The organism is Pseudidiomarina aquimaris, assembly GCF_003987395.1.
GTDB lineage: Bacteria > Pseudomonadota > Gammaproteobacteria > Enterobacterales > Alteromonadaceae > Pseudidiomarina > Pseudidiomarina aquimaris.
The window spans coordinates 28,699-51,278 of the sequence record NZ_PIPT01000012.1; the positions used below are offsets into that span (position 1 = coordinate 28,699).

The 22,580-nt window shown below is 48.6% G+C and carries 32 protein-coding genes and 1 rRNA gene; 26 read left to right on the forward strand and 7 right to left on the reverse strand.

Annotation, left to right across the window (positions count from 1 at the left end; translation table 11 throughout):
- From cpaB to CWE21_RS12950, 8 genes are read left to right on the forward strand one after another with little or no spacing between them, the layout of a single operon-like run.
- The gene (cpaB, locus tag CWE21_RS12915; RefSeq protein WP_126834858.1) at positions 1-741 is read left to right on the forward strand and encodes a Flp pilus assembly protein CpaB; all 741 of its coding nucleotides are present in this window, start codon (positions 1-3) and stop codon (positions 739-741) included.
- Complete coding sequence (locus tag CWE21_RS12920; RefSeq protein WP_126834859.1) at positions 738-1,949, forward strand: type II and III secretion system protein family protein; 1,212 nt, start codon at positions 738-740, stop codon at positions 1,947-1,949. The genes cpaB and CWE21_RS12920 overlap by 4 nt, the downstream gene beginning before the upstream one ends.
- Entirely contained in the window at positions 1,942-3,129 is a 1,188-nt protein-coding gene (locus CWE21_RS12925; protein WP_126834860.1) for a TadA family conjugal transfer-associated ATPase, read from the forward strand. The genes CWE21_RS12920 and CWE21_RS12925 overlap by 8 nt, the downstream gene beginning before the upstream one ends.
- Positions 3,119-3,982 carry a type II secretion system F family protein gene (locus CWE21_RS12930; protein WP_157982778.1) on the forward strand — a complete coding sequence of 288 codons (864 nt, stop codon included), beginning with the start codon at positions 3,119-3,121 and terminating at the stop codon, positions 3,980-3,982. Before CWE21_RS12925 ends, CWE21_RS12930 begins: the two co-directional genes overlap by 11 nt.
- Positions 3,969-4,757, forward strand: coding sequence for a type II secretion system F family protein (locus tag CWE21_RS12935; protein WP_126834862.1), 789 nt, complete (start codon positions 3,969-3,971; stop codon positions 4,755-4,757). Before CWE21_RS12930 ends, CWE21_RS12935 begins: the two co-directional genes overlap by 14 nt.
- A gap of 22 nt (positions 4,758-4,779) precedes the next feature.
- Complete coding sequence (locus CWE21_RS12940; RefSeq protein ID WP_126834863.1) at positions 4,780-5,157, forward strand: DUF192 domain-containing protein; 378 nt, start codon at positions 4,780-4,782, stop codon at positions 5,155-5,157.
- Positions 5,141-5,623, forward strand: a complete 483-nt coding sequence (locus CWE21_RS12945; RefSeq protein WP_126834864.1) for a tetratricopeptide repeat protein — start codon at positions 5,141-5,143, stop codon at positions 5,621-5,623. Before CWE21_RS12940 ends, CWE21_RS12945 begins: the two co-directional genes overlap by 17 nt.
- A 1-nt stretch (position 5,624) precedes the next feature.
- On the forward strand, positions 5,625-6,365 hold the full coding sequence (locus CWE21_RS12950) for a hypothetical protein (RefSeq protein ID WP_126834865.1): 741 nt from the start codon (positions 5,625-5,627) through the stop codon (positions 6,363-6,365).
- Here the strand turns inward: CWE21_RS12950 and CWE21_RS12955 are convergent.
- From CWE21_RS12955 to CWE21_RS12980, 6 genes are read right to left on the reverse strand one after another with little or no spacing between them, the layout of a single operon-like run.
- Positions 6,362-6,724 carry a Na+/H+ antiporter subunit G gene (locus CWE21_RS12955; protein ID WP_126834866.1) on the reverse strand — a complete coding sequence of 121 codons (363 nt, stop codon included), beginning with the start codon at positions 6,722-6,724 and terminating at the stop codon, positions 6,362-6,364. The two genes, CWE21_RS12950 and CWE21_RS12955, sit on opposite strands and share 4 nt — an antisense overlap.
- A gap of 9 nt (positions 6,725-6,733) precedes the next feature.
- On the reverse strand, positions 6,734-7,003 hold the full coding sequence (locus tag CWE21_RS12960; protein ID WP_126834867.1) for a K+/H+ antiporter subunit F: 270 nt from the start codon (positions 7,001-7,003) through the stop codon (positions 6,734-6,736).
- A complete protein-coding gene (locus CWE21_RS12965) occupies positions 6,997-7,485 on the reverse strand; it encodes a Na+/H+ antiporter subunit E (RefSeq protein ID WP_126834868.1) in 489 nt (162 codons plus the stop codon). Before CWE21_RS12965 ends, CWE21_RS12960 begins: the two co-directional genes overlap by 7 nt.
- The gene (locus tag CWE21_RS12970; RefSeq protein ID WP_126834869.1) at positions 7,478-8,992 is read right to left on the reverse strand and encodes a monovalent cation/H+ antiporter subunit D; all 1,515 of its coding nucleotides are present in this window, start codon (positions 8,990-8,992) and stop codon (positions 7,478-7,480) included. Before CWE21_RS12970 ends, CWE21_RS12965 begins: the two co-directional genes overlap by 8 nt.
- Complete coding sequence (locus CWE21_RS12975) at positions 8,992-9,336, reverse strand: Na+/H+ antiporter subunit C (RefSeq protein ID WP_126834870.1); 345 nt, start codon at positions 9,334-9,336, stop codon at positions 8,992-8,994. The genes CWE21_RS12970 and CWE21_RS12975 overlap by 1 nt, the downstream gene beginning before the upstream one ends.
- The gene (locus tag CWE21_RS12980; protein ID WP_126834871.1) at positions 9,336-12,125 is read right to left on the reverse strand and encodes a monovalent cation/H+ antiporter subunit A; all 2,790 of its coding nucleotides are present in this window, start codon (positions 12,123-12,125) and stop codon (positions 9,336-9,338) included. Before CWE21_RS12980 ends, CWE21_RS12975 begins: the two co-directional genes overlap by 1 nt.
- Positions 12,126-12,563: 438 nt before the next feature.
- On the opposite strand from CWE21_RS12980, the gene rplN reads away from it, so the two are divergent.
- The 17 genes from rplN (at position 12,564) to rplQ (ending at position 21,078) form a co-directional block, all read left to right on the forward strand.
- Positions 12,564-12,932, forward strand: a complete 369-nt coding sequence (rplN, locus tag CWE21_RS12985; RefSeq protein WP_126764556.1) for a 50S ribosomal protein L14 — start codon at positions 12,564-12,566, stop codon at positions 12,930-12,932.
- A 10-nt stretch (positions 12,933-12,942) separates the two neighbouring features.
- Positions 12,943-13,257, forward strand: coding sequence for a 50S ribosomal protein L24 (gene rplX, locus CWE21_RS12990; protein WP_126834872.1), 315 nt, complete (start codon positions 12,943-12,945; stop codon positions 13,255-13,257).
- Between the two features lie 21 nt (positions 13,258-13,278).
- On the forward strand, positions 13,279-13,818 hold the full coding sequence (gene rplE / locus CWE21_RS12995) for a 50S ribosomal protein L5 (RefSeq protein WP_126774102.1): 540 nt from the start codon (positions 13,279-13,281) through the stop codon (positions 13,816-13,818).
- An 11-nt stretch (positions 13,819-13,829) separates the two neighbouring features.
- On the forward strand, positions 13,830-14,135 hold the full coding sequence (rpsN, locus tag CWE21_RS13000; protein ID WP_126774100.1) for a 30S ribosomal protein S14: 306 nt from the start codon (positions 13,830-13,832) through the stop codon (positions 14,133-14,135).
- 26 nt (positions 14,136-14,161) lie between these two features.
- Positions 14,162-14,554 (forward strand): 30S ribosomal protein S8, encoded by a 393-nt coding sequence (gene rpsH / locus CWE21_RS13005; protein WP_034734085.1) that lies wholly within the window; start codon positions 14,162-14,164, stop codon positions 14,552-14,554.
- A 14-nt stretch (positions 14,555-14,568) separates the two neighbouring features.
- On the forward strand, positions 14,569-15,102 hold the full coding sequence (gene rplF, locus CWE21_RS13010) for a 50S ribosomal protein L6 (RefSeq protein ID WP_126834873.1): 534 nt from the start codon (positions 14,569-14,571) through the stop codon (positions 15,100-15,102).
- A 9-nt stretch (positions 15,103-15,111) separates the two neighbouring features.
- The gene (gene rplR / locus CWE21_RS13015) at positions 15,112-15,465 is read left to right on the forward strand and encodes a 50S ribosomal protein L18 (RefSeq protein WP_126834874.1); all 354 of its coding nucleotides are present in this window, start codon (positions 15,112-15,114) and stop codon (positions 15,463-15,465) included.
- Between the two features lie 9 nt (positions 15,466-15,474).
- On the forward strand, positions 15,475-15,981 hold the full coding sequence (rpsE, locus tag CWE21_RS13020) for a 30S ribosomal protein S5 (protein WP_126834875.1): 507 nt from the start codon (positions 15,475-15,477) through the stop codon (positions 15,979-15,981).
- A gap of 6 nt (positions 15,982-15,987) precedes the next feature.
- Positions 15,988-16,170 carry a 50S ribosomal protein L30 gene (gene rpmD / locus CWE21_RS13025; RefSeq protein WP_055439827.1) on the forward strand — a complete coding sequence of 61 codons (183 nt, stop codon included), beginning with the start codon at positions 15,988-15,990 and terminating at the stop codon, positions 16,168-16,170.
- 4 nt (positions 16,171-16,174) lie between these two features.
- A complete protein-coding gene (gene rplO, locus CWE21_RS13030; RefSeq protein ID WP_126834876.1) occupies positions 16,175-16,609 on the forward strand; it encodes a 50S ribosomal protein L15 in 435 nt (144 codons plus the stop codon).
- A gap of 5 nt (positions 16,610-16,614) precedes the next feature.
- A complete protein-coding gene (gene secY, locus CWE21_RS13035) occupies positions 16,615-17,943 on the forward strand; it encodes a preprotein translocase subunit SecY (RefSeq protein ID WP_126834877.1) in 1,329 nt (442 codons plus the stop codon).
- A gap of 25 nt (positions 17,944-17,968) precedes the next feature.
- Positions 17,969-18,082, forward strand: a complete 114-nt coding sequence (gene rpmJ, locus CWE21_RS13040) for a 50S ribosomal protein L36 (protein ID WP_055439830.1) — start codon at positions 17,969-17,971, stop codon at positions 18,080-18,082.
- Positions 18,083-18,214: 132 nt separating this feature from the next.
- The gene (gene rpsM / locus CWE21_RS13045) at positions 18,215-18,571 is read left to right on the forward strand and encodes a 30S ribosomal protein S13 (RefSeq protein ID WP_126834878.1); all 357 of its coding nucleotides are present in this window, start codon (positions 18,215-18,217) and stop codon (positions 18,569-18,571) included.
- Positions 18,572-18,582: 11 nt separating this feature from the next.
- The gene (gene rpsK, locus CWE21_RS13050) at positions 18,583-18,972 is read left to right on the forward strand and encodes a 30S ribosomal protein S11 (protein ID WP_034734070.1); all 390 of its coding nucleotides are present in this window, start codon (positions 18,583-18,585) and stop codon (positions 18,970-18,972) included.
- 30 nt (positions 18,973-19,002) lie between these two features.
- Positions 19,003-19,623 (forward strand): 30S ribosomal protein S4, encoded by a 621-nt coding sequence (gene rpsD / locus CWE21_RS13055; RefSeq protein ID WP_126834879.1) that lies wholly within the window; start codon positions 19,003-19,005, stop codon positions 19,621-19,623.
- A 25-nt stretch (positions 19,624-19,648) separates the two neighbouring features.
- On the forward strand, positions 19,649-20,638 hold the full coding sequence (locus tag CWE21_RS13060; protein WP_126834880.1) for a DNA-directed RNA polymerase subunit alpha: 990 nt from the start codon (positions 19,649-19,651) through the stop codon (positions 20,636-20,638).
- Between the two features lie 38 nt (positions 20,639-20,676).
- Complete coding sequence (gene rplQ / locus CWE21_RS13065; protein WP_126774084.1) at positions 20,677-21,078, forward strand: 50S ribosomal protein L17; 402 nt, start codon at positions 20,677-20,679, stop codon at positions 21,076-21,078.
- Between the two features lie 68 nt (positions 21,079-21,146).
- On the opposite strand, the gene CWE21_RS13070 is transcribed toward rplQ, so the two are convergent.
- On the reverse strand, positions 21,147-21,965 hold the full coding sequence (locus CWE21_RS13070) for a hypothetical protein (protein ID WP_126834881.1): 819 nt from the start codon (positions 21,963-21,965) through the stop codon (positions 21,147-21,149).
- 503 nt (positions 21,966-22,468) lie between these two features.
- Here CWE21_RS13070 and CWE21_RS13075 point away from each other — a divergent pair.
- A 16S ribosomal RNA gene (locus CWE21_RS13075) occupies positions 22,469-22,580 on the forward strand; the annotation flags it as partial.

The following is a 22,580-nucleotide window of genomic DNA, read 5'->3' on the forward strand; positions in this document are numbered from 1 at the left end:
ATGGCGCGACTGTCACTGAACACGATGAAGTTGCGCTGGCGCTTCATTATTCTCGGCTTGGTTGTTGTCGCTCTGCTAACCGCTAGCTATCAACTCGTCCAAAAGTATTTGGCGCAACAATCACAAGAGCTGGAACAGCGTATCGACGCCGAAATGGAGTGGGTATTGGTGTTTAGCCAAGACCTAGACGCGGGTGCGGTAATTGGCTTGGAGCACTTACAACAACGTAAATTTCCACCTGCGTATATCAGTGACGACTGGCTAAGGCCAAATGACGCAATGGCGGTGGTGGGAAATAGTGTTGAGAACTTTGTTAGTGCTGGAGAACCAGTGATTTTGGGGCACTTAGGAAAGGTACGGAGAAGCTCCTTTAGTGATCGACTGGCACCAGGCGAGTATGCGGTTACGGCCACTGTTGGTATTGAACAAGTTCATCATGGTTTGCTTGCCGTAGGCAATCGCGTGAGCCTGGTGGCCGGCGGCTTTAGCGGCGCAGCACTACGTATGCTTACCGATATTGAAGTTTTAGCGCTTGATCAGCAGCAAAGTGATGCTGTTGGTGGAAAGCTCGCCGTTACGGCGACATTTCGGCTTCGCGCAGAACAAGCAATCGAATTCGAGCAGTTGCGACAATCGGGGTTTGCGGTTTGGTTGCAGCATCCCGAATCAGAATACCGTGCATTAAGTGAATTTTCTGCACCTCTTCTTTTTGTTATCTCAAAGCAGGGAGCGCATCGATGATAATGTCATTTTGGGGAATCGCCTTTTGGGCTCAAACCTTAGCGCAAGAAATGCCGATTCAGTTACAACTGGGAGAGTCTTATGTACTCGAACCATCGGGAATTGAGGAAATTGTCGTTACCACGCCAGAAGTGCTGGGCTACCAATTATTGCCAAGTGGTGCGGTAGTCATCACTGGCACTCAGCAGGGCAGTGCCGAAGTATTTCTATTCACTGCAGGAAAGCTTGAGCAGCGTTATCAGTTCAAAGTGCAAGCGCCCCCTAATCGGCAATTGCAGCTCGAGTTATCGACTTTGCAACGGCAGTACCCACAACTGCAAGTTACCCGTGAAGCAGAGCAGTTTACGCGATTATCGGGGCAATTGCCGCTCGACGCGCAGGTTAAGCTTCACAAGCTCTTGGAGAAGTTCCCAAGTTTAGGCTCGCAAATAGAGTGGCTACCCACTGCTCCTGAGCCCATGTTGGTTTTAGAGGTGCGCATTGCTGAAGTAAAACGCTCATTTGCGCGTCATATCGGGGTTCGCTGGCCGGGGCACATCAATGGCCCACTCATTGAAGACATGGGGAATTGGTTGCACCTCCCACTCAGTGCCCAAGCAACATTAGATATTATGGAGCGAGAGGGACATGCTCGCTTGTTGGCCAAACCTACATTAACAACCCAAAGTGGTGGCACCGCCAACTTTCTTGTAGGGGGAGAGTTTCCTGTTCCGCAAGTGCTCGCTGATGGGCTGCAGGATGTCAGTTTTCGCCCGTACGGGATCCAACTGGAAATCGCTCCAAAGTTAGCCGCCCAAGGTTATGTTAGTGCCGAATTGGTGGCTGAATTGAGCTCAATCGATCCTGCCACGGCGGTCAACGGAGTGCCTGGCTTACTCAGTCGCCGGGTTGCGTCGACATTAACATTACCGCTGGGCGAAACCTTGGTTCTGTCTGGTTTGATGCAACATGAACAGGCGCGGCAAGCAGATAGGTTTCCAGGGCTACACGCTTTGCCAATACTAGGGGCTCTTTTCTCGTCAACCCAGTTTCGTGCTGCAGAAACCGATTTGGTAATCATGGTTACCCCTCGCTTAGCACGCTTACAAAGTGAGGAGCACGCCGATCTAGCCAAACGAACAGAACCGCAAGCGAACTTCCAACGTGCCGTTGGGTGTGTTGGGTTACTTGAGCCGTTTCAGGAGTTGGGAGGGGGGTCGAATGATTAAAAAAAGCCAACTGATCCACACACTCAGGCAGCAGATACAGCGCATCACTTTACAGCGAGAGTTCCCGAATAACGAGAGTTTACGCAGCTATGCGGTCGATTTCTTGTCGGCCTATTTAACACAGCAAAATGGCCACCAGAACAGTCACGAGCAAAGCATAATCGTCAACGAGGTCATTGAAGAGTGCATGGGCTTTGGTCCGCTGAGTCCATTATTGGCAGATGATTCGATTAGCGAAATAATGGTCAACCATTACGCAGCGGTGTTTATTGAGCGCAGCGGCCACTTGCAAGCTACCTCGGTGCGTTTTGCAAGCGAAGCAGAGCTACTGCAAGTCATCGAGCGTATGGTGTTGCCGTTGGGGCGTCGTATCGATAACGCTCAGCCAATGGTCGATGCACGACTACCAGATGGCTCCCGAGTCAATGCCGTAATAGCGCCGTTGGCACTTCGTGGCGCCTGCTTAACTATCCGAAAGTTTTCCCGTAAAGCTCTAACCTTTGCTGAGTTGCAAGCAAATGGGGCACTGACCGTTGCAGCGACGGATTACCTCAAAACTATCGTTGCGAAGCGCAGGAACATCTTGGTGATCGGTGGTACCGGAACCGGTAAGACGACATTCCTTAATTTGTTAGCGAGTGAGATCCCTGCTGAACAGCGGCTGATAACTATCGAGGATGCTGCCGAGCTGAAATTAAATCATGCCAACTTGATTAGTCTTGAGGCGCGTCCGGCAAATGCAGAAGGAAGCGGTCAGATAACCATTCGTGACTTATTAATTAATGCGCTGCGTATGCGGCCCGATCGTATCATTATCGGTGAGTGCCGCGGCGCCGAGGCGCTCGATATGCTGCAAGCAATGAATACAGGGCACGAAGGTTCGTTAACTACCTTACATGCAAATAGTCCGCGTGAAGGACTTCAGCGCTTAGAAATAATGGTAATGCTGGCTGGCTTTGAGCTGCCGCTGTTGGCTATTCGTCAGCAAATCGCTAGTGCTATCGAGGTTATTGTGCATGTCGCGCGTCGTCCGGATGGTATGCGCATTGTAAATGCTATCAGTGAAGTTGTCGGAATTGAATCATTGACCTATCAAGTAAGCCCGCTTTTTGAGCGTAAACAGAATGTCTTAGAGGCGACCGGAATTCGCTCTGAATGGGTAAATGATTATGGCTATTGAGGGTTGGCTCGTCGCCTGTGTGCTTACCGTAACAGCAGCCATCATTCTTGGTGTGTTGGTTTGGGCTGGCTTTGTTATCTATCGCGATGGGCGACCACAGATCGAACAGCGCGCAGAAGCTTCTCTGGCAGTATTTTTAGTGTTCTTACCGATGTGGCAATTTTGGTACGGTGTGGCCTTGCTAGCATTACTGGTAGCGTTGTTCGTTTTTGCCGTTACCCATGATTGGCGCTGGGTTGTGGTGAGCCTTATTGTGACCTTGGGTGCTTTACCGATGCTCAGAAGCGTTCTGCACAAGAGGCGTACTGAGCGTATTGAACGACAACTTCCCGAGGCACTTCGGTTACTCGCTAATAGTTTGCAAGCTGGCATGAGTTTGGCGTCAGCCTTAGCGCTTACCGCCCAACAAATTCAGCCGCCACTAGCTACCGAATTGTCTGTGATTGTCCAGCGTCAACGCACCGGCGAGTCACTTGAGCTAGCCTTCGCTGACTTGCAGCGCAGAGCGAACAGTTCAATCGTGCAGTTCTTTGGTTTTATTATCCTTATGAGTGTTAAGCACGGCGGTCAACAGGCCGATGTTCTCTCTCGTATGGCTGTGGCAATTCAACAGCAACACTATGCCCAACAGAGAGTTCTAAGTTTATCTGCGCAAGCAAGGATGCAAGGTCGCGTCATGTTCTTCTTGCCGATTGGGCTTTTTTTAGCATTAAAGGTGGTGCACCAAGATACGACCGAAATATTGCTTACAACTGGGGCTGGACAAATCCTATTACTGATTTGTGCATGCTTAATGGGGGCTGGCTTTTTTCTTACCCGACGAATTCTGGGGCAGTTTCATGTCAACGACTAGTTTGAACTTGGGCTTACTCGTAGGTGCTTTAGCCGGGGTTTTATACATTACTCTAAACTTACTAGTACAAAGTGCCTTGCCCTATTTGCAGACCGGGATAATGCGAGCTCTGCACAAGATGCCGCCACGTCTGCAGCACCGCATAGAAAATGCCGCGAGGCAAACAGGTGAAGCGCAAGAAACTGCGATATTTGTCATGGAGCAAGGGGCCATGGCAATGACTCTTGTTACCAGCTTGGTCCTACCTTTGCCGGCTTGGGTCAGTTGGGTGGTTTTCACGTTAATTCTGGTGAAAATTCTCCGCGCTCGATTAGCCCGACGGCTTTTCGTTCGGCGCTTTGAAAAGCAGTGGCCAAACTGTCTTGATATGCTAGCAATGTTGATGCGCTCAGGGCTCTCTTTTTCAGCCGCTTTACATGCACTTGCGCAGCTTCCTAGCTCCTCGATTGCGCTACGCCAATTACGTCAGTTACACCAACAGTTACATGCTGGAGTCGCAATGGAGGAGGCATTTACGGCGATGAAAGTGCGCATACCTAGCGCAGCGTTTACGTCCTTCACGGCGGCTGTGATGCAAGCACGGATGAGTGGCTCTGGGCTAACTAAAACGCTGATGCTCCAAGCCGAACAAACTCGCAATGAACAGCAGTTAGCAGCGGAGAAGTTTGCCCAAGAAGTGGGGGTAAAACTATTACTACCGCTAGTGACCTGTTTTTTCCCAGTCACTTTCTTACTGATCATTGGGCCCATTTTTATAGGTTACTTTCAGTCTTAAACAAGCATAAGGAAAATGCACGATGAAATACGGACGTTTATTACTGCATCCTGAACAATTTTGTCTTTGGCATGAAGTTCATGTTTTGACAAGCTTCCCGCAACGCCTCGTCGGTTTACTGACGCAACGCGGGTTGCCCCGCGGTCATGCGTACTGGTTTCCGAGTTGTTCCGCGGTACATAGCTGGGGCATGCATTTTGCGCTGGATATCATTGGTCTCGATAGACAGCAACGGATCGTTGAAATCCGTCGAAACGTCCAGCCAAGTTCAGTGCTGCGGTTAAAAGGAGTGAGCTCCATCATTGAGTGTGAAGCGGGCTACCCGTACCCACTTGAGTCAATGTGTGGCCGGCGCGTTACTTTTGAAGAGCGGGAGGTAGGCTATGAAGGCGTCATTTAAACTATTGTTAGCGCTAAGCTTTTCCTCTTTTTCGTATTCTTGCGCAAGCACCAATAGCGCAGACGCTCAACCCATCAGCGCAACATCAGAGTCAACGCGCGAGGTCGCCATGCGCGCTTATGCCGAGGGGGACTTTCATCTAGCCGAGGGGCTCCTACGAACGCTTGCAGAAGCACCGGTGTACGACCCGCAAGCTCCTTGTTTTTTGGGCGCAATTCACTATCGTCAGCATGCTTACCAAGCGGCGCTACGCCGTTTTGAGGAATGCCGCAACCATTTCCCCGAGCGCGCCGAGATTTGGTTTAACACAGCGGCAACGCATTTGCGCCTAGCTACCGAAGCGCTATTGACCGGGCGCAGTTATCAAAACAATCCTAGTGCCGCAAACGGCGTACACCAGCAATACGAACGCTTATTGCAGGCGTTAATGGAGCTGCAGCGTGTTCACACCAAAGAGGTACGTTAAAATGACGACGAAATATAGCGGGTTTGTGTTGCCCATTGTCGTCTTGCTCATCAGTATTCTGGGACTTGCATTAGGTGTGCTGCAGTTCTCCACGGCAGAAGACCGCGCCCAACGGCAACACCGTGAATTAGTAGCGGAGCTTTTATTTTGGCACAAAGCGCTTGTGGCCTTTGCCTTTTATCAAGACCGTGGCATGAGCAGCTTTAATGAGCTTCTTACTTTTTATGACCTTGAGAAGCCAGAGATTCAGCTCTTGAACGGCGAGGTCGTAACATTCAACAATATACCGGCGTTTGACAGTACTGTTGATTTAAGAATTTCGAATTTACCTGAGGAATTGGTGGCGTTCTATCAGCAGTCCTATCCTACAGGGATTAGCGTCGATCGTTCTGGGGGGCTTATACTTGCGCCGAAGGCCATCGATGATTGGGCGTTCACACAAAGCTTAATCAGACGGGAGCCGGCAGCGCGAGCTGAATTTTACACTGATTTGGACTTTAACCAACGGAGTTTCGACGCTGTAGGTGGAGTCTATATGGAAATGCTAAGTGCACAGCAGGCTGCATTTAACGATGTGAGCTATGTAACTGAGAGTTTCATTAGTTCGAGCGAAACCGATCGTTTGAAGTTAACGTCCGCTAGGGTTGGCAGTGTTGATCTAAAGGCATTAGTGGAACAAATCGTTGTTTTAGAAACACAGCTCGGCCCATGCTTAGACGCTATGGGCCCGTGTCACAACTAATCATCCTTATCACTATATTGCTCAGGCTTGGCGCGAAAGTCGCGGGTATTTTTCGACAACTCTAGCTCCAGGTGTAATCCAGCTTTGGCCAAAAGGTGCGCACTAATGGGCGCGGTCAGGAAAAGGAAAATAGCAATTAACAGCTCATGGAAGCTCAGCCCATCGGTGAGTGAGAAGTACAACATGGAACCGATGATCACACCACCAACACCAAGCGTCGTATTTTTAGTGGGGGCATGCAGACGTGCCATAAAGTCAGGTAAACGTAATAATCCTAGGGAGCCAATGAACGCAAAGCTGGCGCCCAAGATAATGAAGAATGAGATAAGCCAATCGGCCCATACAGGTAACTCGGTCATGCTAGTCTCCTACTCAATAAGATCGCCGCGGAGAAGAAATTTTGCTGCCGCAATAGTGCCAATGAAGCCAAGCATGGCAATCAGCAACGCAGCTTCAAAATAAAACGCCGTGTTGTGCCAGATACCGAGCAAAATCAGTAAGGCCAAAGAATTAATGTAGATCGTATCGAGGGTAAGAATGCGATCGGGCAGACTCGGCCCGCGGATCAGCCGAATGATATTCATCAGCAGCGCTAAGCTGAACAAGCCAAAGGCGGCTTGTAGTGCGTAAGTTAGCATTGGAATATCTCCTTCAGACGACGTTCATAACGCTGTTTGATTTGTTGCACAGTGGCTTGAGGGTCTTCAACATTGAGCGCATGAATAAGAATACTGCGTCCATCGCGGCCAAGCTCAGCAGAGATGGTTCCTGGGGTTAGGCTAATCGTACTTGCTAAAATAGTGATTGGAACCGAGCCACTAATTTCTAGCGGATATTCGATCAGCGCAGGTTTAATGTTCTTTCTCGGACGCAAGATAATTGCTGCAATATTAAAGTTGGAAACGATGATATCGCCCAACAATATGAAAAAGTACTGCACGCCCAACAAAGGGTGGTGCAAGGTGGTTCTGTAGTCCCTTGCCCGTAGAGTATAGAGCGGAATGATGACCGCGAGGATCAAGCCCAAAAGGGTCGCACCCACCGATATTTTATTCTGTAAAAGTAACCAAAACGCCAGAAGGAATAGGCTCCACCATGGCGCTGGAATAAGCTTACTCATGCTGCCCCCCCTCTAACACTTGCGAAATATAGTCGTGCGGATTCGCCAATTGTTCGGCAATTGCGGCACCTAAACCAGAGAAGGTCTGTGCAAAGACCGTCAAAGCCACGGCTCCTAATAATAATAGGATGACCGCAATATGCTGCCAGTGGCCATGACTGACATCGTTCGGTTTGCCATCTAGAGTATTCCAGAACATACGGCTGCCAGCACGCGATAAGGCAATCATCATTAGAAAGGTTGAGCCGAGGATTAACGGCCACAACCAAGCGACTTGTGCGCCTGTGCGAGCAGCTTCCAGAATGAACAGCTTACTGACGAACCCTGATAAGGGCGGGATGCCAATTACGGTGATGGCAGCCAAGAAAAATAAGCCGCCCAACAGATTGTGTTGGGCCATCTTCCGGCCTTTAACAATTCGTGATGCAGTTTTACCTCGTTGTTCAGCAATCATATCGACTAACAGGAACAACGCGCCGGTGATCAGCGTTGAGTGCACGAGGTAGAAGAGCATCGCACTTATCGCGTCCTGATGACCTAGGCTCAGCGTCGTAAGCATCGTACCCACTGAAACAAGTACAAGATAAGCAACGACTTGGCGGATGTCGCGACTACCAAGGACACCTAAACCACCCACCAAAATAGTAAACAGGCCAAGCCACCAGAGCCAGTTATAACCAAGAAATGCTGCCTCACCGGCATCGGCGCCGAAGATTAAGGTGAATACACGAACAATGGCGTAGATCCCTACTTTGGTCATTATCGCAAATAGGGCAGCCACAGTTCCTGTGGTATTCGAGTACGCTTGCGGTAACCAAAAATACAACGGCAATAGTGCGGACTTCAACGCAAAGACAATAAATAAAATCATCCCGCCGGCGCGCGCTATTGCGGCATCATCACCTTGTAGTAGAGCAACTTTTCCAGCCATATCTGCCATATTCAGCGTTCCGGTAATGCCGTAAAGCACACCAAGGCTGATCAAGAAAAGCGCCGAACCGGTTAAGTTCAAAACCACATAGTGCAATGTTGCACGTAGCTTCGCTTTACCGCCACCATGCATCAGCAGGGCATAGCTCGAAATCAGAAGGATTTCGAAAAAGACAAACAAGTTAAATAGGTCGCCGGTGAGGAAGGCCCCCATGATCCCCAGCACCTGGAATTGAAATAGCGCTTGAAAATGAGATCCTAGATTATCCTCGCCATGGCATGCATAGATTAATACAGGCAGGGCAAGAACCGCGGTCAGAAGTACCATAAGCGCCGATAATTTATCGGCAACCAAAACAATCCCAAATGGCGCTTGCCAGCTTCCGAGAGCATAGACAATGATTTCGCTCTGGACTGCGATGACCAACATAATCGCGACAATAAGCGTTAGCGATGACGCAACCAGCCCGATGATACGACGGTAATATTGTGGTCGCTCACCCCACGGAAGTAGCTGCAGCAATGCTGCAAGCATCGGTATAACGACAGGCAGAGTAATTAAATGACTAGTTAACATTAACGCTGTCCATCCTGTTCCGCATAATTGTAGTCGTTCACTTCGTCTGAGCCGATTTCACCTCTCACGCGCACCGCTAGGATGATCGAGTAAGCGGTCATAGCAAAGCCAATGACGATAGCGGTTAAAACCAGCGCTTGAGGGAGTGGGTCGGTGGTGTTCTCACTGACCCCAACAATTGGCAATTCGTTGATGACTAGACGACCGGTGGAAAACAAGAACAAATTCACCGCGTAAGACAACATGGTCAAGCCGATAACAATCGGAAAAGAACGCCCACGCAAAATCAAAAACACGCTGCAAGCGGTTAGTGTTCCCACGGTAATCGCGTATAAAGTTTCCATTAGTAACCCTCCTGACGGGGACGATGCCGAGTCGTCATTTGGCCAAAGTTTGCAAGTATCATGAGTGTTGCCCCAATGACGGTGAGGTAAACACCTAAGTCAAATAAAATGGCAGTTGCGAGCTCGAATTTACCCACCAATGGCCAATACACATAAGTAAAACTTGAGGTGAGGAAGTTATGGTCGAATAGCCAACTGCCGAGACCGGTAAACAGCGCGATCATGACCCCCACCGAAGTAAGGGTTTGATAGTTGTAGTCGAAGCGCGACTTAACCCAGTCAACACCGTTAGCGATGTACTGCAAGATCATGGCTGCCGCTGTAACGAGGCCAGCGATAAAACCGCCTCCCGGTAAGTTGTGTCCGCGTAGGAAAATGTAGACCGACACCATCAACGCCAGAGGTAACAATGCTTGTGAAACCGTTTGTACCAACAACGGGTGTTTGACACGGTGCCATGAGCGGCCATCAACGTCACTGGAGGGCATGAATGGTCGCAGGTTATTCAGCAGCTTGTGAATACCCGCAGCGGCAATTGCAAGCACGGTGATTTCACCTAACGTATCGAATCCACGGAAGTCGACGAGGATGACATTGACCACATTGGTACCGCCACCACCAGGAACCGAGTTCGCAAGGAAGAAGTCGGAGATGCTATTCAATGGTCGGGTCATCAACGCATAGTTCAAGGTACCAACAATGCCACCGATACTACCTGCTAAGAGAACATCTCGTGCGACTCGGCGGCCGCTTGATGCGCGCGGGATCCTTTGTGGCATAAAGAACAGGGCGAGAATCATCAGAATGATGCTAACGACTTCAACCACGAGTTGTGTCATTGCTAGATCTGGCGCGGAAAAATGAATAAAGCTCAACGAAACAATCAGACCGACCACCGACAGCATCATTAGTGAAGTTAAGCGCTGTCGATGTAACATTGCGGTCGATATCGCTGCAAGCATCAGCAGAACGGCCCCGACCAAGCTCACCGCATCAATCGGAAGCTGTGGGCGACTCCCGCTAAGTTGCATGATATCTGCAAGTTCGGGTATCACCACAACCAACGTAAATACCAGCAGAAATGCGACATAACGTTGTAGTGAGCCGTTCTCGATCGTTTGCATGAGTTCATCGCAAAAACGCGTTGTTCTGCTGACAATTTTGGCGAAGACATCCTTGGCATCATGCGGATCAAATTGACGACTGAAGGTCAGCAATTCAGCACGACCGATATAGATGGCGATACCTCCGGCGACCGCGAGTGCACTCATCAACAAGGGCATATTGAAACCGTGCCAGATAGCGATATCCAAACTTGGCACACTACCGCTCACAGCCAGTGCTGCAGGTTCTAAAATCCCTGCAGTTAACAGCATTGGTGCAACACCTACAGCAACGCAAAGAATCGAGAAAATGATAACTGGGAAGCGCATCATCATTGGCGGTTCATGCGGCTTCTTCGGCAGATCAGTGGCGGGTTCTTGGAAAAATACATCGTGGACAAAGCGCACCGAGTAGGCGACCGAGAGCATCGCACCTAAGGTAGCTAAAACGGGCACAAACCAAGAGAGTCCGCCAAACAAATGCTGGTTGTAGGCTTCCGCAAAGAACATTTCTTTAGACAAGAAACCGTTGAATAACGGTATCCCAGCCATTGCTGCAGAGGTAATTACCGCGAGCACCATGGTGAACGGCATCGCTTTGCGTAAGCCGCTGAGTTTGCGCATGTCGCGTGAACCTGTCTCATGGTCAATGATGCCCGCAATCATGAACAAGCCGGCTTTGAAGGTGGCATGGTTAAGAATATGGAAGAGGGCGGCGACAATAGCGCCGGCGCTGCCCAACCCCAAGAGCATCGTAATCAGCCCGAGGTGACTAATAGTAGAGAAGGCTAACAAGCCTTTGAGATCTGTTTTTAGCAGAGCGAAATAAGCGCCAAAGAGGAGTGTTGCTAGTCCCGTTAGGGTAACGATAGTTGTCCACTCTGGGGTGCCCCCTAACGCCGGTGTTAAACGCGCTAATAAGAAGATACCGGCTTTCACCATGGTGGCCGAGTGTAAGTAGGCACTTACTGGGGTCGGCGCCGCCATAGCGTGTGGTAACCAAAACTGAAATGGAAATTGTGCTGACTTGGTGAAAGCACCGATCAACACCAAAATAAGCGCAGTAAAATAAAGGTCGTGGTTTTTAATTGTCTCCGCAGCGGCTAGGACTGCATCGACTTGATAGCTACCGGCGATATTACCAATCAATAAAATGCCGGCCAGTAAAGCCAAACCACCCGCACCAGTAATAGCTAGGGCCATGCGAGCGCCGCGGCGCGCATTGCTTTGATGGAACCAGTAACCGATAAGCAGGAACGACGAAATACTTGTCAGCTCCCAAAAGAACCACATAAAGATGAGGTTATCGGCGGTTACGATGCCCAGCATAGACCCCATGAAAAGGAGCAGACAGGCAAAAAAGCGTGGCGCACTATCTTTGCTGCTCAAATAAAAGTGCGCGTAAATCACGACGAGTAGGCCGATACCTAAGATGAGCCCGGCGAAAAGTAAAGAAAGCCCGTCCAAACGAAACGCGATATCGATGCCGATAGTGGGTAGCCACTCAAGGAAGAACTTTGGGACCGAACCATCGAGCGTAGCGGGAGCAGCGAACAACAACAGAATGAGGCTTAGCCCAGTTATGCCGGCGGCGGCAAGTGTGCTGTGCAGGCGCGAGCGACTTCCCAAGAGCAGTGGGAGTATGGCGCCGATAAAGGGCAAAAATACTATAGCAGCTAAGTTCATTTGTCCTCTCTAGGGCTACAACTTCGTAGTTTTTAACTGTCGACTGTAAGTCTAATAGGTTTGAATTTACCACTTCGATCAGTCGCTTGCCAACTGCTTCGGTCGCACGCAGAGTGGTGTTGAGCCCCAAATTGGCACTATCGAAACTCATAAATAAGTACAGCTATTTCGCTAGCATTTTGCCTGCTGGGTTGTTACTATTAGGGCGCTTTCCATCGGGTGTCGTTAGTTGTGCGACAAACAGCGTAAAAAATTCGCGAACAAGCCCGCAAGAAAATCATCCCTAGTACTATCATCTCAAATTTTTATCTGTTACAATTCGCCGCCCTTTTTATAAGGGGAAATCTTTTATTCTCTTCTAACTATTGAAAAGATGTGAATAAAAGGACGGACAACGACCCGAGAGGGTCTGTTTAATTAATCAAGCGGAGCACTGCAATGATCCAAATGCAAACTACACTGGACGTGGCCGATAACTCGGGCGCTCGCAGCGTACAATGTATTAAGGTTCTGGGTGGCTCGCACCGCCGGTACGCAAACATTGGCGACATCATCAAAGTTTCTGTTAAAGAAGCGATTCCTCGCGGTAAAGTGAAGAAAGGTGACGTAGTTAATGCGGTGGTCGTTCGCACCAGAAAAGGCGTCCGTCGTCAAGACGGGTCAGTCATCCGTTTTGACCGCAACGCGGCTGTATTGTTGAATAACAACCAACAGCCAATTGGCACTCGTATCTTTGGACCAGTGACTCGTGAATTGCGCTCTGAGCAATTTATGAAGATTGTTTCTCTGGCACCAGAAGTACTGTAAGGAGTCAGTTATGGCGGCAAAAATCAAACGTGATGACGAAGTAGTAGTCCTGGCAGGTAAAGACAAAGGTAAGCGCGGCAAAGTGCTTAAAGTCGACACCGCTAAAAATCGTGTTTTCGTTGAAGGCGTAAACATCGTGAAGAAACACCAGAAGCCAAACCCGGCTCTTGGCGTTGCTGGCGGTGTGATTGAGCAAGAAGCTTCAATCGACGTTTCTAACGTTGCGATTTATAACCCAGAGACTGGTAAAGCAGATCGTGTTGGTTTCAAACTTGAAGACGGCAAAAAAGTTCGTTTCTTCAAGTCGAACAACGCAATCATTTAATTTTTAATTTGGAGTTTTACGATGGCGAAACTGCATGATTTTTACAAAGAATCAGTAGTTCCTGAGCTGGTTAAACAGTTCAGCTACAACAGCGTCATGCAAGTCCCTCGGATTGAGAAAATCACCCTTAACATGGGTGTTGGTGAAGCTCTGGCTGACAAAAAGATTCTCGACAACGCAGTGGCCGACCTAGAAGCTATTTCTGGTCAACGCCCAGTTCGTACCGTTGCTCGTAAATCTGTCGCTGGCTTCAAAATCCGTGAAGGCTACCCAATTGGCTGTAAAGTGACTCTGCGTGGCGAACGTATGTGGGATTTCTTAGAGCGTTTAATCTCTATTGCAATTCCTCGTGTTCGTGACTTCCGTGGTTTGAACCCTAAATCATTCGACGGACGTGGAAATTATAGTATGGGTGTGCGTGAGCAAATCATTTTCCCTGAAATCGACTTTGATAAAGTTGACCGGGTACGTGGTTTGGATATCACTATCACAACTACTGCAGGCACTGATGACGAAGCTCGCGCTTTGCTCGCTGCCTTTAACTTCCCGTTCAAGAAGTAAGGTGTAGAGTTATGGCTAAAGAAGCAATGAAAATGCGTGAGCTCAAGCGTCAAAAGCTTGCAGCTAAATACGCAGAGAAACGCATCGCACTTAAAGCTGTGATCAGCGATCCGAATACTTCGGATGAAGAGCGTTGGGAAGCCGTGCTGAAATTGCAAAGTCTCCCACGTGATTCAAGCCCTAGCCGTCAGCGTAATCGCTGCCGCGTTACAGGCCGCCCTCACGGTTTCTTACGTAAATTCGGTATGAGCCGAATCAAAGTTCGTGAGAAAGCGATGCGCGGTGAAATTCCTGGCTTGAAAAAAGCTAGCTGGTAAGCCACGAGTCACGGGAGAAAGCAAATATGAGCATGCAAGATCCAATTGCGGATATGTTCACTCGCATCCGCAACGCTCAGGGTGCTAACAAAGTCGCCGTGCGCATGCCTGCTTCTAAGCAGAAAGTGGCTATTGCCCAAGTTCTGAAAGAAGAAGGTTATATCGCGGATTTCAGCGTGTCTGGTGAAGTGAAAGCTGAACTAGAAGTTACGTTGAAATACTTTGAAGGCAAACCTGTTATCGAATCAATTGAGCGCGTAAGTCGCCCTGGTCTGCGTATCTACAAGAAACGCAACGAACTACCTAAAGTAATGGGTGGTCTAGGTGTGGCAGTCGTCTCAACTTCTAAAGGCCTGATGACCGACCGCGCCGCTCGCAAAGCGGGTCTTGGCGGTGAAGTTATCGGTTACGTAGCGTAACGAGGAGTTAGGAAATGTCACGAGTTGCTAAAGCACCTATTGCCATTCCTGCTGGCGTTGAAGTTACGCTAAATGGCCAGGAAGTGACAATTAAAGGTGCCAAAGGCTCTTTGAGCCGTGTAGTTAACGACGCTGTTGAAGTTATTCAAGAAGACAGCGTATTGCGTACTATCCCACGCGAAGGAGTTGCAAATGCAACTGCTCAAGCGGGTACCGCACGTGCGTTACTACAAAACATGGTGGTTGGTGTTGCGCAAGGTTATGAGCGTAAGCTGCAATTAGTTGGTGTTGGTTACCGTGCAAATACTGCCGGTTCAAAACTGAACCTAACTTTGGGCTTCTCTCATCCTGTAGAGTTCGATATCCCTCAGGGAATCACTATCGAAGTCCCAACACAAACTGAAGTAGTCGTTAAAGGTGTAGACAAGCAGTTAGTCGGTCAAGTTGCCGCTAACATTCGCGCGTACCGTAAGCCTGAACCTTACAAAGGTAAAGGTGTACGTTATGCCGATGAGCAAGTACGCCGTAAAGAAGCCAAGAAAAAGTAAGGTAAGACGATGGACAAGAAAACAGCTCGCTTACGCCGCGCCACTCGCGCACGTAAGAAAATGCTTGAGTTGGGTGCAAACCGCCTGGTCGTTCACCGTACACCACGGCATATTTACGCACAGCTCATTGCACCGAACGGTTCTGAAGTTGTAGCTTCAGCATCAACAGTCGAAAAAGCTGTCAAAGACGCGGTAAAAGCTACCGGCAACGTCGATGCAGCGAAGACAGTTGGTAAGCTGATCGCTGAACGGGCGATTGAGAAAGGCATCAAAGATGTTGCTTTTGATCGCAGTGGTTTCCGTTATCACGGTCGCGTTGCCGCTTTGGCTGACGCAGCTCGTGAAGCTGGACTTCAGTTCTAGGAGACGAACATGGCAAATGCAAATGTAGAAGCTCAACAAAGTGACCTGCAAGAAAAGCTAATCACAGTAAACCGTGTAGCAAAAGTAGTTAAAGGTGGTCGTATCTTTAGCTTCACTGCACTTACTGTAGTTGGTGACGGTCAGGGCAAAGTGGGTTTCGGTTATGGTAAAGCACGCGAAGTTCCAGCTGCTATTCAAAAGGCAATGGAAAAAGCGCGTCGCAACATGGTAACCGTGCAGCTGAAAGGCGACACTTTGCAACATCCTGTAAAAGGCCGTCATTCAGGTTCACAGGTATTCATGCAGCCAGCCTCTGAAGGTACAGGTATCATCGCCGGCGGTGCGATGCGTGCAGTACTCGAAGTAGCAGGCGTGCACAACGTGCTGTCAAAAGCATATGGTTCAACCAACCCAATCAACGTTGTACGTGCCACTATCAAGGCACTTCACAACATGAAGTCGCCAGAACAAGTGGCGGCTAAGCGTGGATTGCGCGTTGAAGACATTTTGGGGTAGTGAACAATGGCGAAAAAGACAATCAAAGTAACACAGACGCGTAGCAGCATCGGTCGTTTGCCGAAGCACAAAGCTACTCTACGTGGTCTTGGTCTACGCCGCATTGGTCACACGGTCGAGCTGGAAGATACTCCAGCCGTCCGCGGCATGGTGAACCAAGTCACTTACATGGTAAAGGTGGAGGACTAATACGATGTTCTTGAACTCACTCTCCCCTGCACCTGGTGCTAAAACCAGCAAAAAACGTCTAGGACGTGGTATTGGCTCAGGCTTAGGAAAAACTGGTGGACGTGGCCATAAAGGTCAAAAGTCTCGCTCAGGCGGTACTGTCAAGCCAGGTTTCGAAGGCGGTCAAATGCCAATCCAACGTCGCTTGCCGAAGTTTGGTTTCACTTCACGTAAGTCATTCGTGACTGCTGAAGTTAACCTTGCTGAAGTAGCGAAAGTTGCTGGTGATACTGTTAACATGGCGAGCTTGAAAGAAGCTGGTTTGATTCGTAACGACATCTTGTTCGTTAAAGTGATCAAGTCAGGCGAAATCAACCGTGCCGTTACAGTACAAGGCATCAAGGTCACCAAAGGCGCCCGCGAAGCTATTGAAGCTGCTGGCGGCAAAATCGAAGGATAGAGCAAATGGCTAAACCAGGATTGGAATCTAACAGAGCTCAAGGCGGCACCTCGGAACTAAAACGACGCCTGCTGTTTGTACTCGGCGCGTTGATCGTGTTCCGTGCGGGCTCCTTTGTGCCTATTCCTGGTATTGATGCCGCTGTATTGGCGCAGCTATTTGACCAGCAAAGAGACACCATCGTTGCCATGTTTAACATGTTCAGCGGTGGTGCACTTGAACGTGCATCGGTATTCGCTTTGGGTATCATGCCGTACATCACTGCATCGATTATTATGCAACTTGCCTCAGTGGTTCATCCACGTTTGGCAGAGCTTAAGAAAGAAGGTGAAGCAGGTCGACGTAAGATTAGCCAATACACGCGTTGGGGTACTTTGGTACTTGCGACGTTCCAATCAATTGGTATTGCCACTGGCTTGCCAAGTCTGATGCCAGGACTCGTTATCGATCCAGGTTTCGGATTCTACTTCACAGCTGTTGTGAGCCTTGTCACAGGAACCATGTTCCTTATGTGGTTAGGTGAGCAAATCACTGAACGTGGGATTGGTAACGGTATCTCTATTCTTATTTTCACCGGTATTGTTGCGGGCCTCCCGTCTGCCATTGGGCAAACGGCTGAGCAAGCACGTCAAGGTGATTTACATTTATTGTTGTTATTGCTGATTGGTGTAATTGTTTTCGCCGTGACGTATTTCGTAGTTTTCGTTGAGCGCGGTCAGCGCCGAATTGTGGTAAACTACGCGAAACGTCAGCAAGGACGTAAAGTTTTTGCGGCGCAAAGCACGCACTTGCCATTGAAAGTTAATATGGCAGGTGTGATTCCGCCGATCTTTGCATCGAGCATTATTTTGTTCCCAAGCACTATCGCTACTTGGTTCGGCCAAGGCGAGGGTGTGGTAGCAAACTTCTTACAAGAGGTCTCGTTGACGTTGTCACCGGGTCAACCTCTGTACGTAATGCTTTATGCAGCGGCAATTATCTTCTTCTGTTTCTTCTACACTGCGTTGGTGTTCAACCCGCGTGAGACAGCAGATAACTTGAAGAAGTCGGGTGCGTTTATCCCTGGTATTCGTCCAGGCGAGCAAACCTCTCGTTACATCGATAAAGTAATGACCCGGTTGACGCTTGCGGGCGCGCTGTACATTACCTTTGTCTGTTTGGTTCCTGAGTTCATGATGATTGCGTGGAACGTTCAGTTCTACTTTGGCGGTACATCACTATTGATTATCGTTGTAGTTATCATGGATTTTATGGCGCAGGTCCAGACTCATCTGATGTCACATCAGTATGATTCTGTCCTGAAAAAAGCTAACCTAAAAGGCTTCGGCCGTTAAGGTTGGATAATTACGGAGTGTAGCAATGAAAGTTCGTGCTTCCGTGAAGAAAATCTGCCGTAACTGTAAAGTTATCAAGCGCAACGGCGTTGTGCGCGTAATTTGCAGTGACCCTAAGCACAAGCAACGGCAAGGTTAATTCGAGAAAGAAGCCCGCAGCCAGGAAAAAAATCCCGGCTGCGGCTTTGATATGTTTGCAAATTGGCGACCGGTTGAGTATCCTAACGGGCTTTTCAAATCCGGTCACCCATAAACTATAGGAGACGTGTTAGTGGCCCGTATCGCTGGCATTAACGTTCCTGACAATAAGCATGCAGTCATTGCCTTGACTGCGATCTATGGTATTGGTCGTACCCGCTCTAAGCATATTCTTGCTGCGGTTGGTATCGAAGAAAATACTACGATCGGCTCTTTGTCAGAAGAAAAACTAGATCTGCTTCGCGAAGCAGTAGGTAAATTCGCTGTAGAAGGCGACCTACGTCGTGAAGTTTCTATGAACATCAAACGCTTGATGGACCTCGGATGTTTCCGTGGCCTTCGTCATCGTCGTGGCTTGCCTCTACGTGGACAGCGCACTAAAACAAATGCGCGCACCCGTAAAGGTCCGCGTAAACCAATTAAGAAGTAAGGAGTTGAGCAATGGCTAAACAACCAACTCGTACTCGTAAGCGCGTTAAAAAGCAAGTCGCTGATGGCATGGCTCACATCCATGCATCTTTCAATAACACCATTGTGACCATCACTGACCGTCAAGGTAACGCGTTAGCATGGGCAACTGCAGGTGGTTCAGGTTTCCGTGGTTCACGTAAATCTACACCATTCGCTGCACAGGTTGCTGCTGAGCGCGCGGGTGAAATGGCGAAGGAATATGGTTTGAAAAACCTAGAAGTGTTCGTAAAGGGCCCAGGTCCTGGTCGCGAATCATCAATTCGCGCGTTGAACGCTGTAGGTTATCGCATCACTAACATTACTGATGTGACGCCTATTCCTCACAACGGTTGTCGTCCGCCTAAGAAACGTCGCGTTTAATAGGCGCCATACGATAGTTGGAGAAAGAACATGGCTAGATATTTGGGTCCAAAACTCAAACTGAGTCGTCGCGAAGGAACAGACCTGTTCCTGAAAAGCGGCGTACGCGCTATCGATACGAAATGTAAACTCGAGAGCGCACCGGGTCAGCACGGCGCACGTCGTGGCCGTTTGTCTGATTACGGTTTGCAGTTACGTGAAAAGCAAAAAGTTCGTCGTATGTATGGCGTACTAGAAAAGCAATTCCGTAACTATTACAAAGAAGCTGCCCGTATTAAGGGCAACACTGGTGAAAACCTGCTGCAATTGCTTGAACAGCGTCTTGATAACGTTGTTTACCGCATGGGCTTTGCCTCAACTCGTGCAGAAGCACGTCAGTTGGTAAGCCACAAAGCAGTGGTAGTGAATGGCCAGGTAGTCAACATTCCGTCGTTCAAAGTTCGTCCGGAAGATGTTGTGTCCGTTCGCGAAAAAGCGAAAAAGCAGGCGCGCATCGCCGCTGCATTGGAACTTGCTGATCAACGCGAGAAGCCAGTGTGGTTGGAAGTAGACGCGAACAAAATGGAAGGTCAATTTAAGCGTCTTCCAGAGCGTTCAGACTTGTCTGCTGAAATTAACGAACAGTTGATCGTAGAGCTTTACTCTAAGTAAAGCTTAAGCATAAAGAGAGGACACAATGCAGGGTTCTGTTACCGAATTCCTTAAACCAAGGCTAGTCGACATTGAACAAATCAGCCCGACTCACGCAAAAGTGACGTTGGAGCCTCTTGAGCGTGGCTTTGGTCACACGCTGGGCAACGCGTTGCGTCGCATTTTACTTTCGTCTATGCCAGGTGTGGCTGTGACTGAAGTTAAAATTGACGGCGTACAACACGAATACAGCAGTAAAGAGGGTGTTCAGGAAGATGTCATCGAAATTCTGCTGAACCTTAAAGGCTTAGCAGTGACCATGGAAGGTAAAGATGAAGCTACGCTGACCTTGAAAAAATCTGGAGCGGGCCCTGTCAAGGCTGGCGATATCACCACTGATGGCGATATTGAGATTGTTAACCCTGACCACCTGATCTGTACTTTGACAGGTGATACTGAGATTGAGATGTCAATCAAAGTAGAGCGTGGTCGTGGTTATGTTCCAGCTTCGGCACGTCAGTCCGCTGACGATGAAGAACGTCCGATCGGGCTTCTACTAGTCGACGCTTCTTTTAGTCCAGTTGAGCGCATTGCGTACAACGTTGATTCAGCTCGTGTTGAACAACGTACCGACTTGGACAAACTGGTTATCGACATGGAAACGAATGGCACTCTGGATCCAGAGGAAGCGATTCGCCGCGCAGCAACAATCCTGGCTGAACAGCTGGAAGCGTTTGTTGAATTGCGTGACATGAGCGAACCGGAAGAGAAAGAAGAGAAACCAGAATTCGATCCGATTCTGTTACGTCCGGTAGACGATTTGGAATTAACTGTGCGTTCTGCTAACTGTTTAAAAGCAGAAGCTATTCAGTACATTGGTGATTTAGTACAGCGTACCGAGGTTGAGTTGTTGAAGACTCCAAACCTTGGTAAGAAGTCGCTGACCGAGATCAAAGACGTACTTGCTTCACGTGGTTTGTCTCTAGGCATGCGTCTAGAAAACTGGCCGCCAGCAAGTCTTGTTGATCGCGACTAAAGCATCTTTTACAGAGAATTACTGAGAAGGGTATAGGTATGCGCCATCGTAAGAGTGGTCGTCAACTCAACCGCAACAGCAGCCATCGCAAAGCGATGTTCAGCAACATGGCAAGTTCACTTGTGCGTCACGAAGTGATTAAAACTACACTTCCTAAAGCTAAAGAACTGCGTCGTGTTATTGAGCCGCTTATCACTTTGTCTAAGCAAGACAGCGTAGCTAATCGTCGTTTGGCGTTTGCTCGCACTCGTGACAAAGAAGTGGTTGGTAAGCTGTTCAACGAGCTTGGTCCGCGTTATCAAGAACGCGCTGGTGGTTACACTCGCATCATGAAGTGTGGCTTCCGTGCAGGTGACAACGCGCCAATGGCTTATGTTGAGCTAGTTGACCGTCCAGAAGTTGAAGCTACTGAAGCTGAAGAAGTTGCAGTAGAAGAGTAAGATTCTCTTTGGAGAATTAAAAAAGCCGCTCAAATGAGCGGCTTTTTTGTTTCTAATAAACCTAATAGTTAATTCTTGCTCGCAACTGCTGCAGCAATTTCTTCTTTAGCGATTCCGTGGGTCTCGGCTAGCGCTTCAATTTCTTGGTAACTCATTCCAGCGCGATAAGCCCCCTTCAAGACGGAGAGAGCTTCTGCTCTTGAAGTAACTTCAGTTGACTCAGGATCATTATCTGTCGTTATGAGATCAATCAGATCTGATAATGAACTCGAGAGATAATCCCCGATCGCAGGCAATACACTCAAGGTTGCATGTACAATACCTTCAACTTTTTCCGGTTGTGATGCACTTGCCGATTGCATAATACTATCAGCCATTTCCGGTTCAACTTTGACAGCGACGCGAACCAGTTCTTCAACATTCGCCGGGTTAGCGCGACTTGCTTCAACAACGATTTCATCGGCATAAGCAGGTTCCGCTTCAACTGCAATTCTCACTAGTTCAGCAGGCTGTGCTACCTCAGTATGCATGGCCACCGCCATAATGTCTTTGGTAAATCCTGGTTCCGCATCGATAGCAGCTTTAATGATTTGCTCGTAATTATTCGGGTAGCGCTCGAAAGCAGCATGTACAATCGATTCAACGTGTTCGGGATAATTACTTAATAACACGCGTACTGTTCGAGTCGGAGAGAAATTTCGCTTTGTGTAATAGCGGAACATTCTTAAGTAGGTATTAACGAGACGTTTATTTTCTTCCGTGAGTTGATAACTATTATTGTCTATGTAACCGATCTCGTCACTTAGCGTCATCGCTGCGGTAGCTTTTGGTACAGTGATACCTATTGTTATACCCAGCGCTATTGTAAGTGCTGTTTTCAATTTCATCGATTGCACACCCCTAGTCGTTCATTGTGTTGTTATTGTTCTTTGAAACGTTTTACAGAACATTAGCAGTGTTTATAGACAATAAACAGTCAAAGATCGTTCAATCTGATTAAAAAAAAAGCAGTCGGAAATTATTTCGCAAAAAGATCTTGCACGCAGGTAAATGATCCTTATAATTCGCCGCCGTTGTCACCGAGGGCAAAGCCAACGGAGATAACGGTCAGCGGCGCGAAGCGCCTGCAAAAAAAAGATCGAAAATGATCTTGACGCTGACAAGGGAAAGCGTAAAATACGCATCCCGCTTGAGAGTTCCGAAAGAGCTTCAAGCACGTTCTTTAACAATATATCAAGCCAAGCAAACTGTGTGGGCACTTACCGGATTCAGGCAGAGAAAGCATCTTCGGATGCGACAAGTACTTTAAATAGTACACCTGACTGATTGAACGAAGTGCTTAACAAAATAAAGCTTAAGTCATGAAATTCAATGAGTCGATTAAACTTTTAAACTGAAGAGTTTGATCATGGCTCAGATTGAACGCTGGCGGCAGGCCTAACACATGCAAGTCGAGCGGTAACAGAGAGAAGCTTGCTTCTTTGCTGACGAGCGGCGGACGG

Coding starts and splice junctions, on each gene's coding strand:
- cpaB (WP_126834858.1), top strand. CDS start 1: ATGGCGCGACTGTCACTGAACACGATGAAGTTGCGCTGGCGCTTCATT.
- CWE21_RS12920 (WP_126834859.1), top strand. CDS start 738: ATGATAATGTCATTTTGGGGAATCGCCTTTTGGGCTCAAACCTTAGCG.
- CWE21_RS12925 (WP_126834860.1), top strand. CDS start 1,942: ATGATTAAAAAAAGCCAACTGATCCACACACTCAGGCAGCAGATACAG.
- CWE21_RS12930 (WP_157982778.1), top strand. CDS start 3,119: ATGGCTATTGAGGGTTGGCTCGTCGCCTGTGTGCTTACCGTAACAGCA.
- CWE21_RS12935 (WP_126834862.1), top strand. CDS start 3,969: ATGTCAACGACTAGTTTGAACTTGGGCTTACTCGTAGGTGCTTTAGCC.
- CWE21_RS12940 (WP_126834863.1), top strand. CDS start 4,780: ATGAAATACGGACGTTTATTACTGCATCCTGAACAATTTTGTCTTTGG.
- CWE21_RS12945 (WP_126834864.1), top strand. CDS start 5,141: ATGAAGGCGTCATTTAAACTATTGTTAGCGCTAAGCTTTTCCTCTTTT.
- CWE21_RS12950 (WP_126834865.1), top strand. CDS start 5,625: ATGACGACGAAATATAGCGGGTTTGTGTTGCCCATTGTCGTCTTGCTC.
- CWE21_RS12955 (WP_126834866.1), bottom strand. CDS start 6,724: ATGACCGAGTTACCTGTATGGGCCGATTGGCTTATCTCATTCTTCATT.
- CWE21_RS12960 (WP_126834867.1), bottom strand. CDS start 7,003: ATGCTAACTTACGCACTACAAGCCGCCTTTGGCTTGTTCAGCTTAGCG.
- CWE21_RS12965 (WP_126834868.1), bottom strand. CDS start 7,485: ATGAGTAAGCTTATTCCAGCGCCATGGTGGAGCCTATTCCTTCTGGCG.
- CWE21_RS12970 (WP_126834869.1), bottom strand. CDS start 8,992: ATGTTAACTAGTCATTTAATTACTCTGCCTGTCGTTATACCGATGCTT.
- CWE21_RS12975 (WP_126834870.1), bottom strand. CDS start 9,336: ATGGAAACTTTATACGCGATTACCGTGGGAACACTAACCGCTTGCAGC.
- CWE21_RS12980 (WP_126834871.1), bottom strand. CDS start 12,125: ATGAACTTAGCTGCTATAGTATTTTTGCCCTTTATCGGCGCCATACTC.
- rplN (WP_126764556.1), top strand. CDS start 12,564: ATGATCCAAATGCAAACTACACTGGACGTGGCCGATAACTCGGGCGCT.
- rplX (WP_126834872.1), top strand. CDS start 12,943: ATGGCGGCAAAAATCAAACGTGATGACGAAGTAGTAGTCCTGGCAGGT.
- rplE (WP_126774102.1), top strand. CDS start 13,279: ATGGCGAAACTGCATGATTTTTACAAAGAATCAGTAGTTCCTGAGCTG.
- rpsN (WP_126774100.1), top strand. CDS start 13,830: ATGGCTAAAGAAGCAATGAAAATGCGTGAGCTCAAGCGTCAAAAGCTT.
- rpsH (WP_034734085.1), top strand. CDS start 14,162: ATGAGCATGCAAGATCCAATTGCGGATATGTTCACTCGCATCCGCAAC.
- rplF (WP_126834873.1), top strand. CDS start 14,569: ATGTCACGAGTTGCTAAAGCACCTATTGCCATTCCTGCTGGCGTTGAA.
- rplR (WP_126834874.1), top strand. CDS start 15,112: ATGGACAAGAAAACAGCTCGCTTACGCCGCGCCACTCGCGCACGTAAG.
- rpsE (WP_126834875.1), top strand. CDS start 15,475: ATGGCAAATGCAAATGTAGAAGCTCAACAAAGTGACCTGCAAGAAAAG.
- rpmD (WP_055439827.1), top strand. CDS start 15,988: ATGGCGAAAAAGACAATCAAAGTAACACAGACGCGTAGCAGCATCGGT.
- rplO (WP_126834876.1), top strand. CDS start 16,175: ATGTTCTTGAACTCACTCTCCCCTGCACCTGGTGCTAAAACCAGCAAA.
- secY (WP_126834877.1), top strand. CDS start 16,615: ATGGCTAAACCAGGATTGGAATCTAACAGAGCTCAAGGCGGCACCTCG.
- rpmJ (WP_055439830.1), top strand. CDS start 17,969: ATGAAAGTTCGTGCTTCCGTGAAGAAAATCTGCCGTAACTGTAAAGTT.
- rpsK (WP_034734070.1), top strand. CDS start 18,583: ATGGCTAAACAACCAACTCGTACTCGTAAGCGCGTTAAAAAGCAAGTC.
- rpsD (WP_126834879.1), top strand. CDS start 19,003: ATGGCTAGATATTTGGGTCCAAAACTCAAACTGAGTCGTCGCGAAGGA.
- CWE21_RS13060 (WP_126834880.1), top strand. CDS start 19,649: ATGCAGGGTTCTGTTACCGAATTCCTTAAACCAAGGCTAGTCGACATT.
- rplQ (WP_126774084.1), top strand. CDS start 20,677: ATGCGCCATCGTAAGAGTGGTCGTCAACTCAACCGCAACAGCAGCCAT.
- CWE21_RS13070 (WP_126834881.1), bottom strand. CDS start 21,965: ATGAAATTGAAAACAGCACTTACAATAGCGCTGGGTATAACAATAGGT.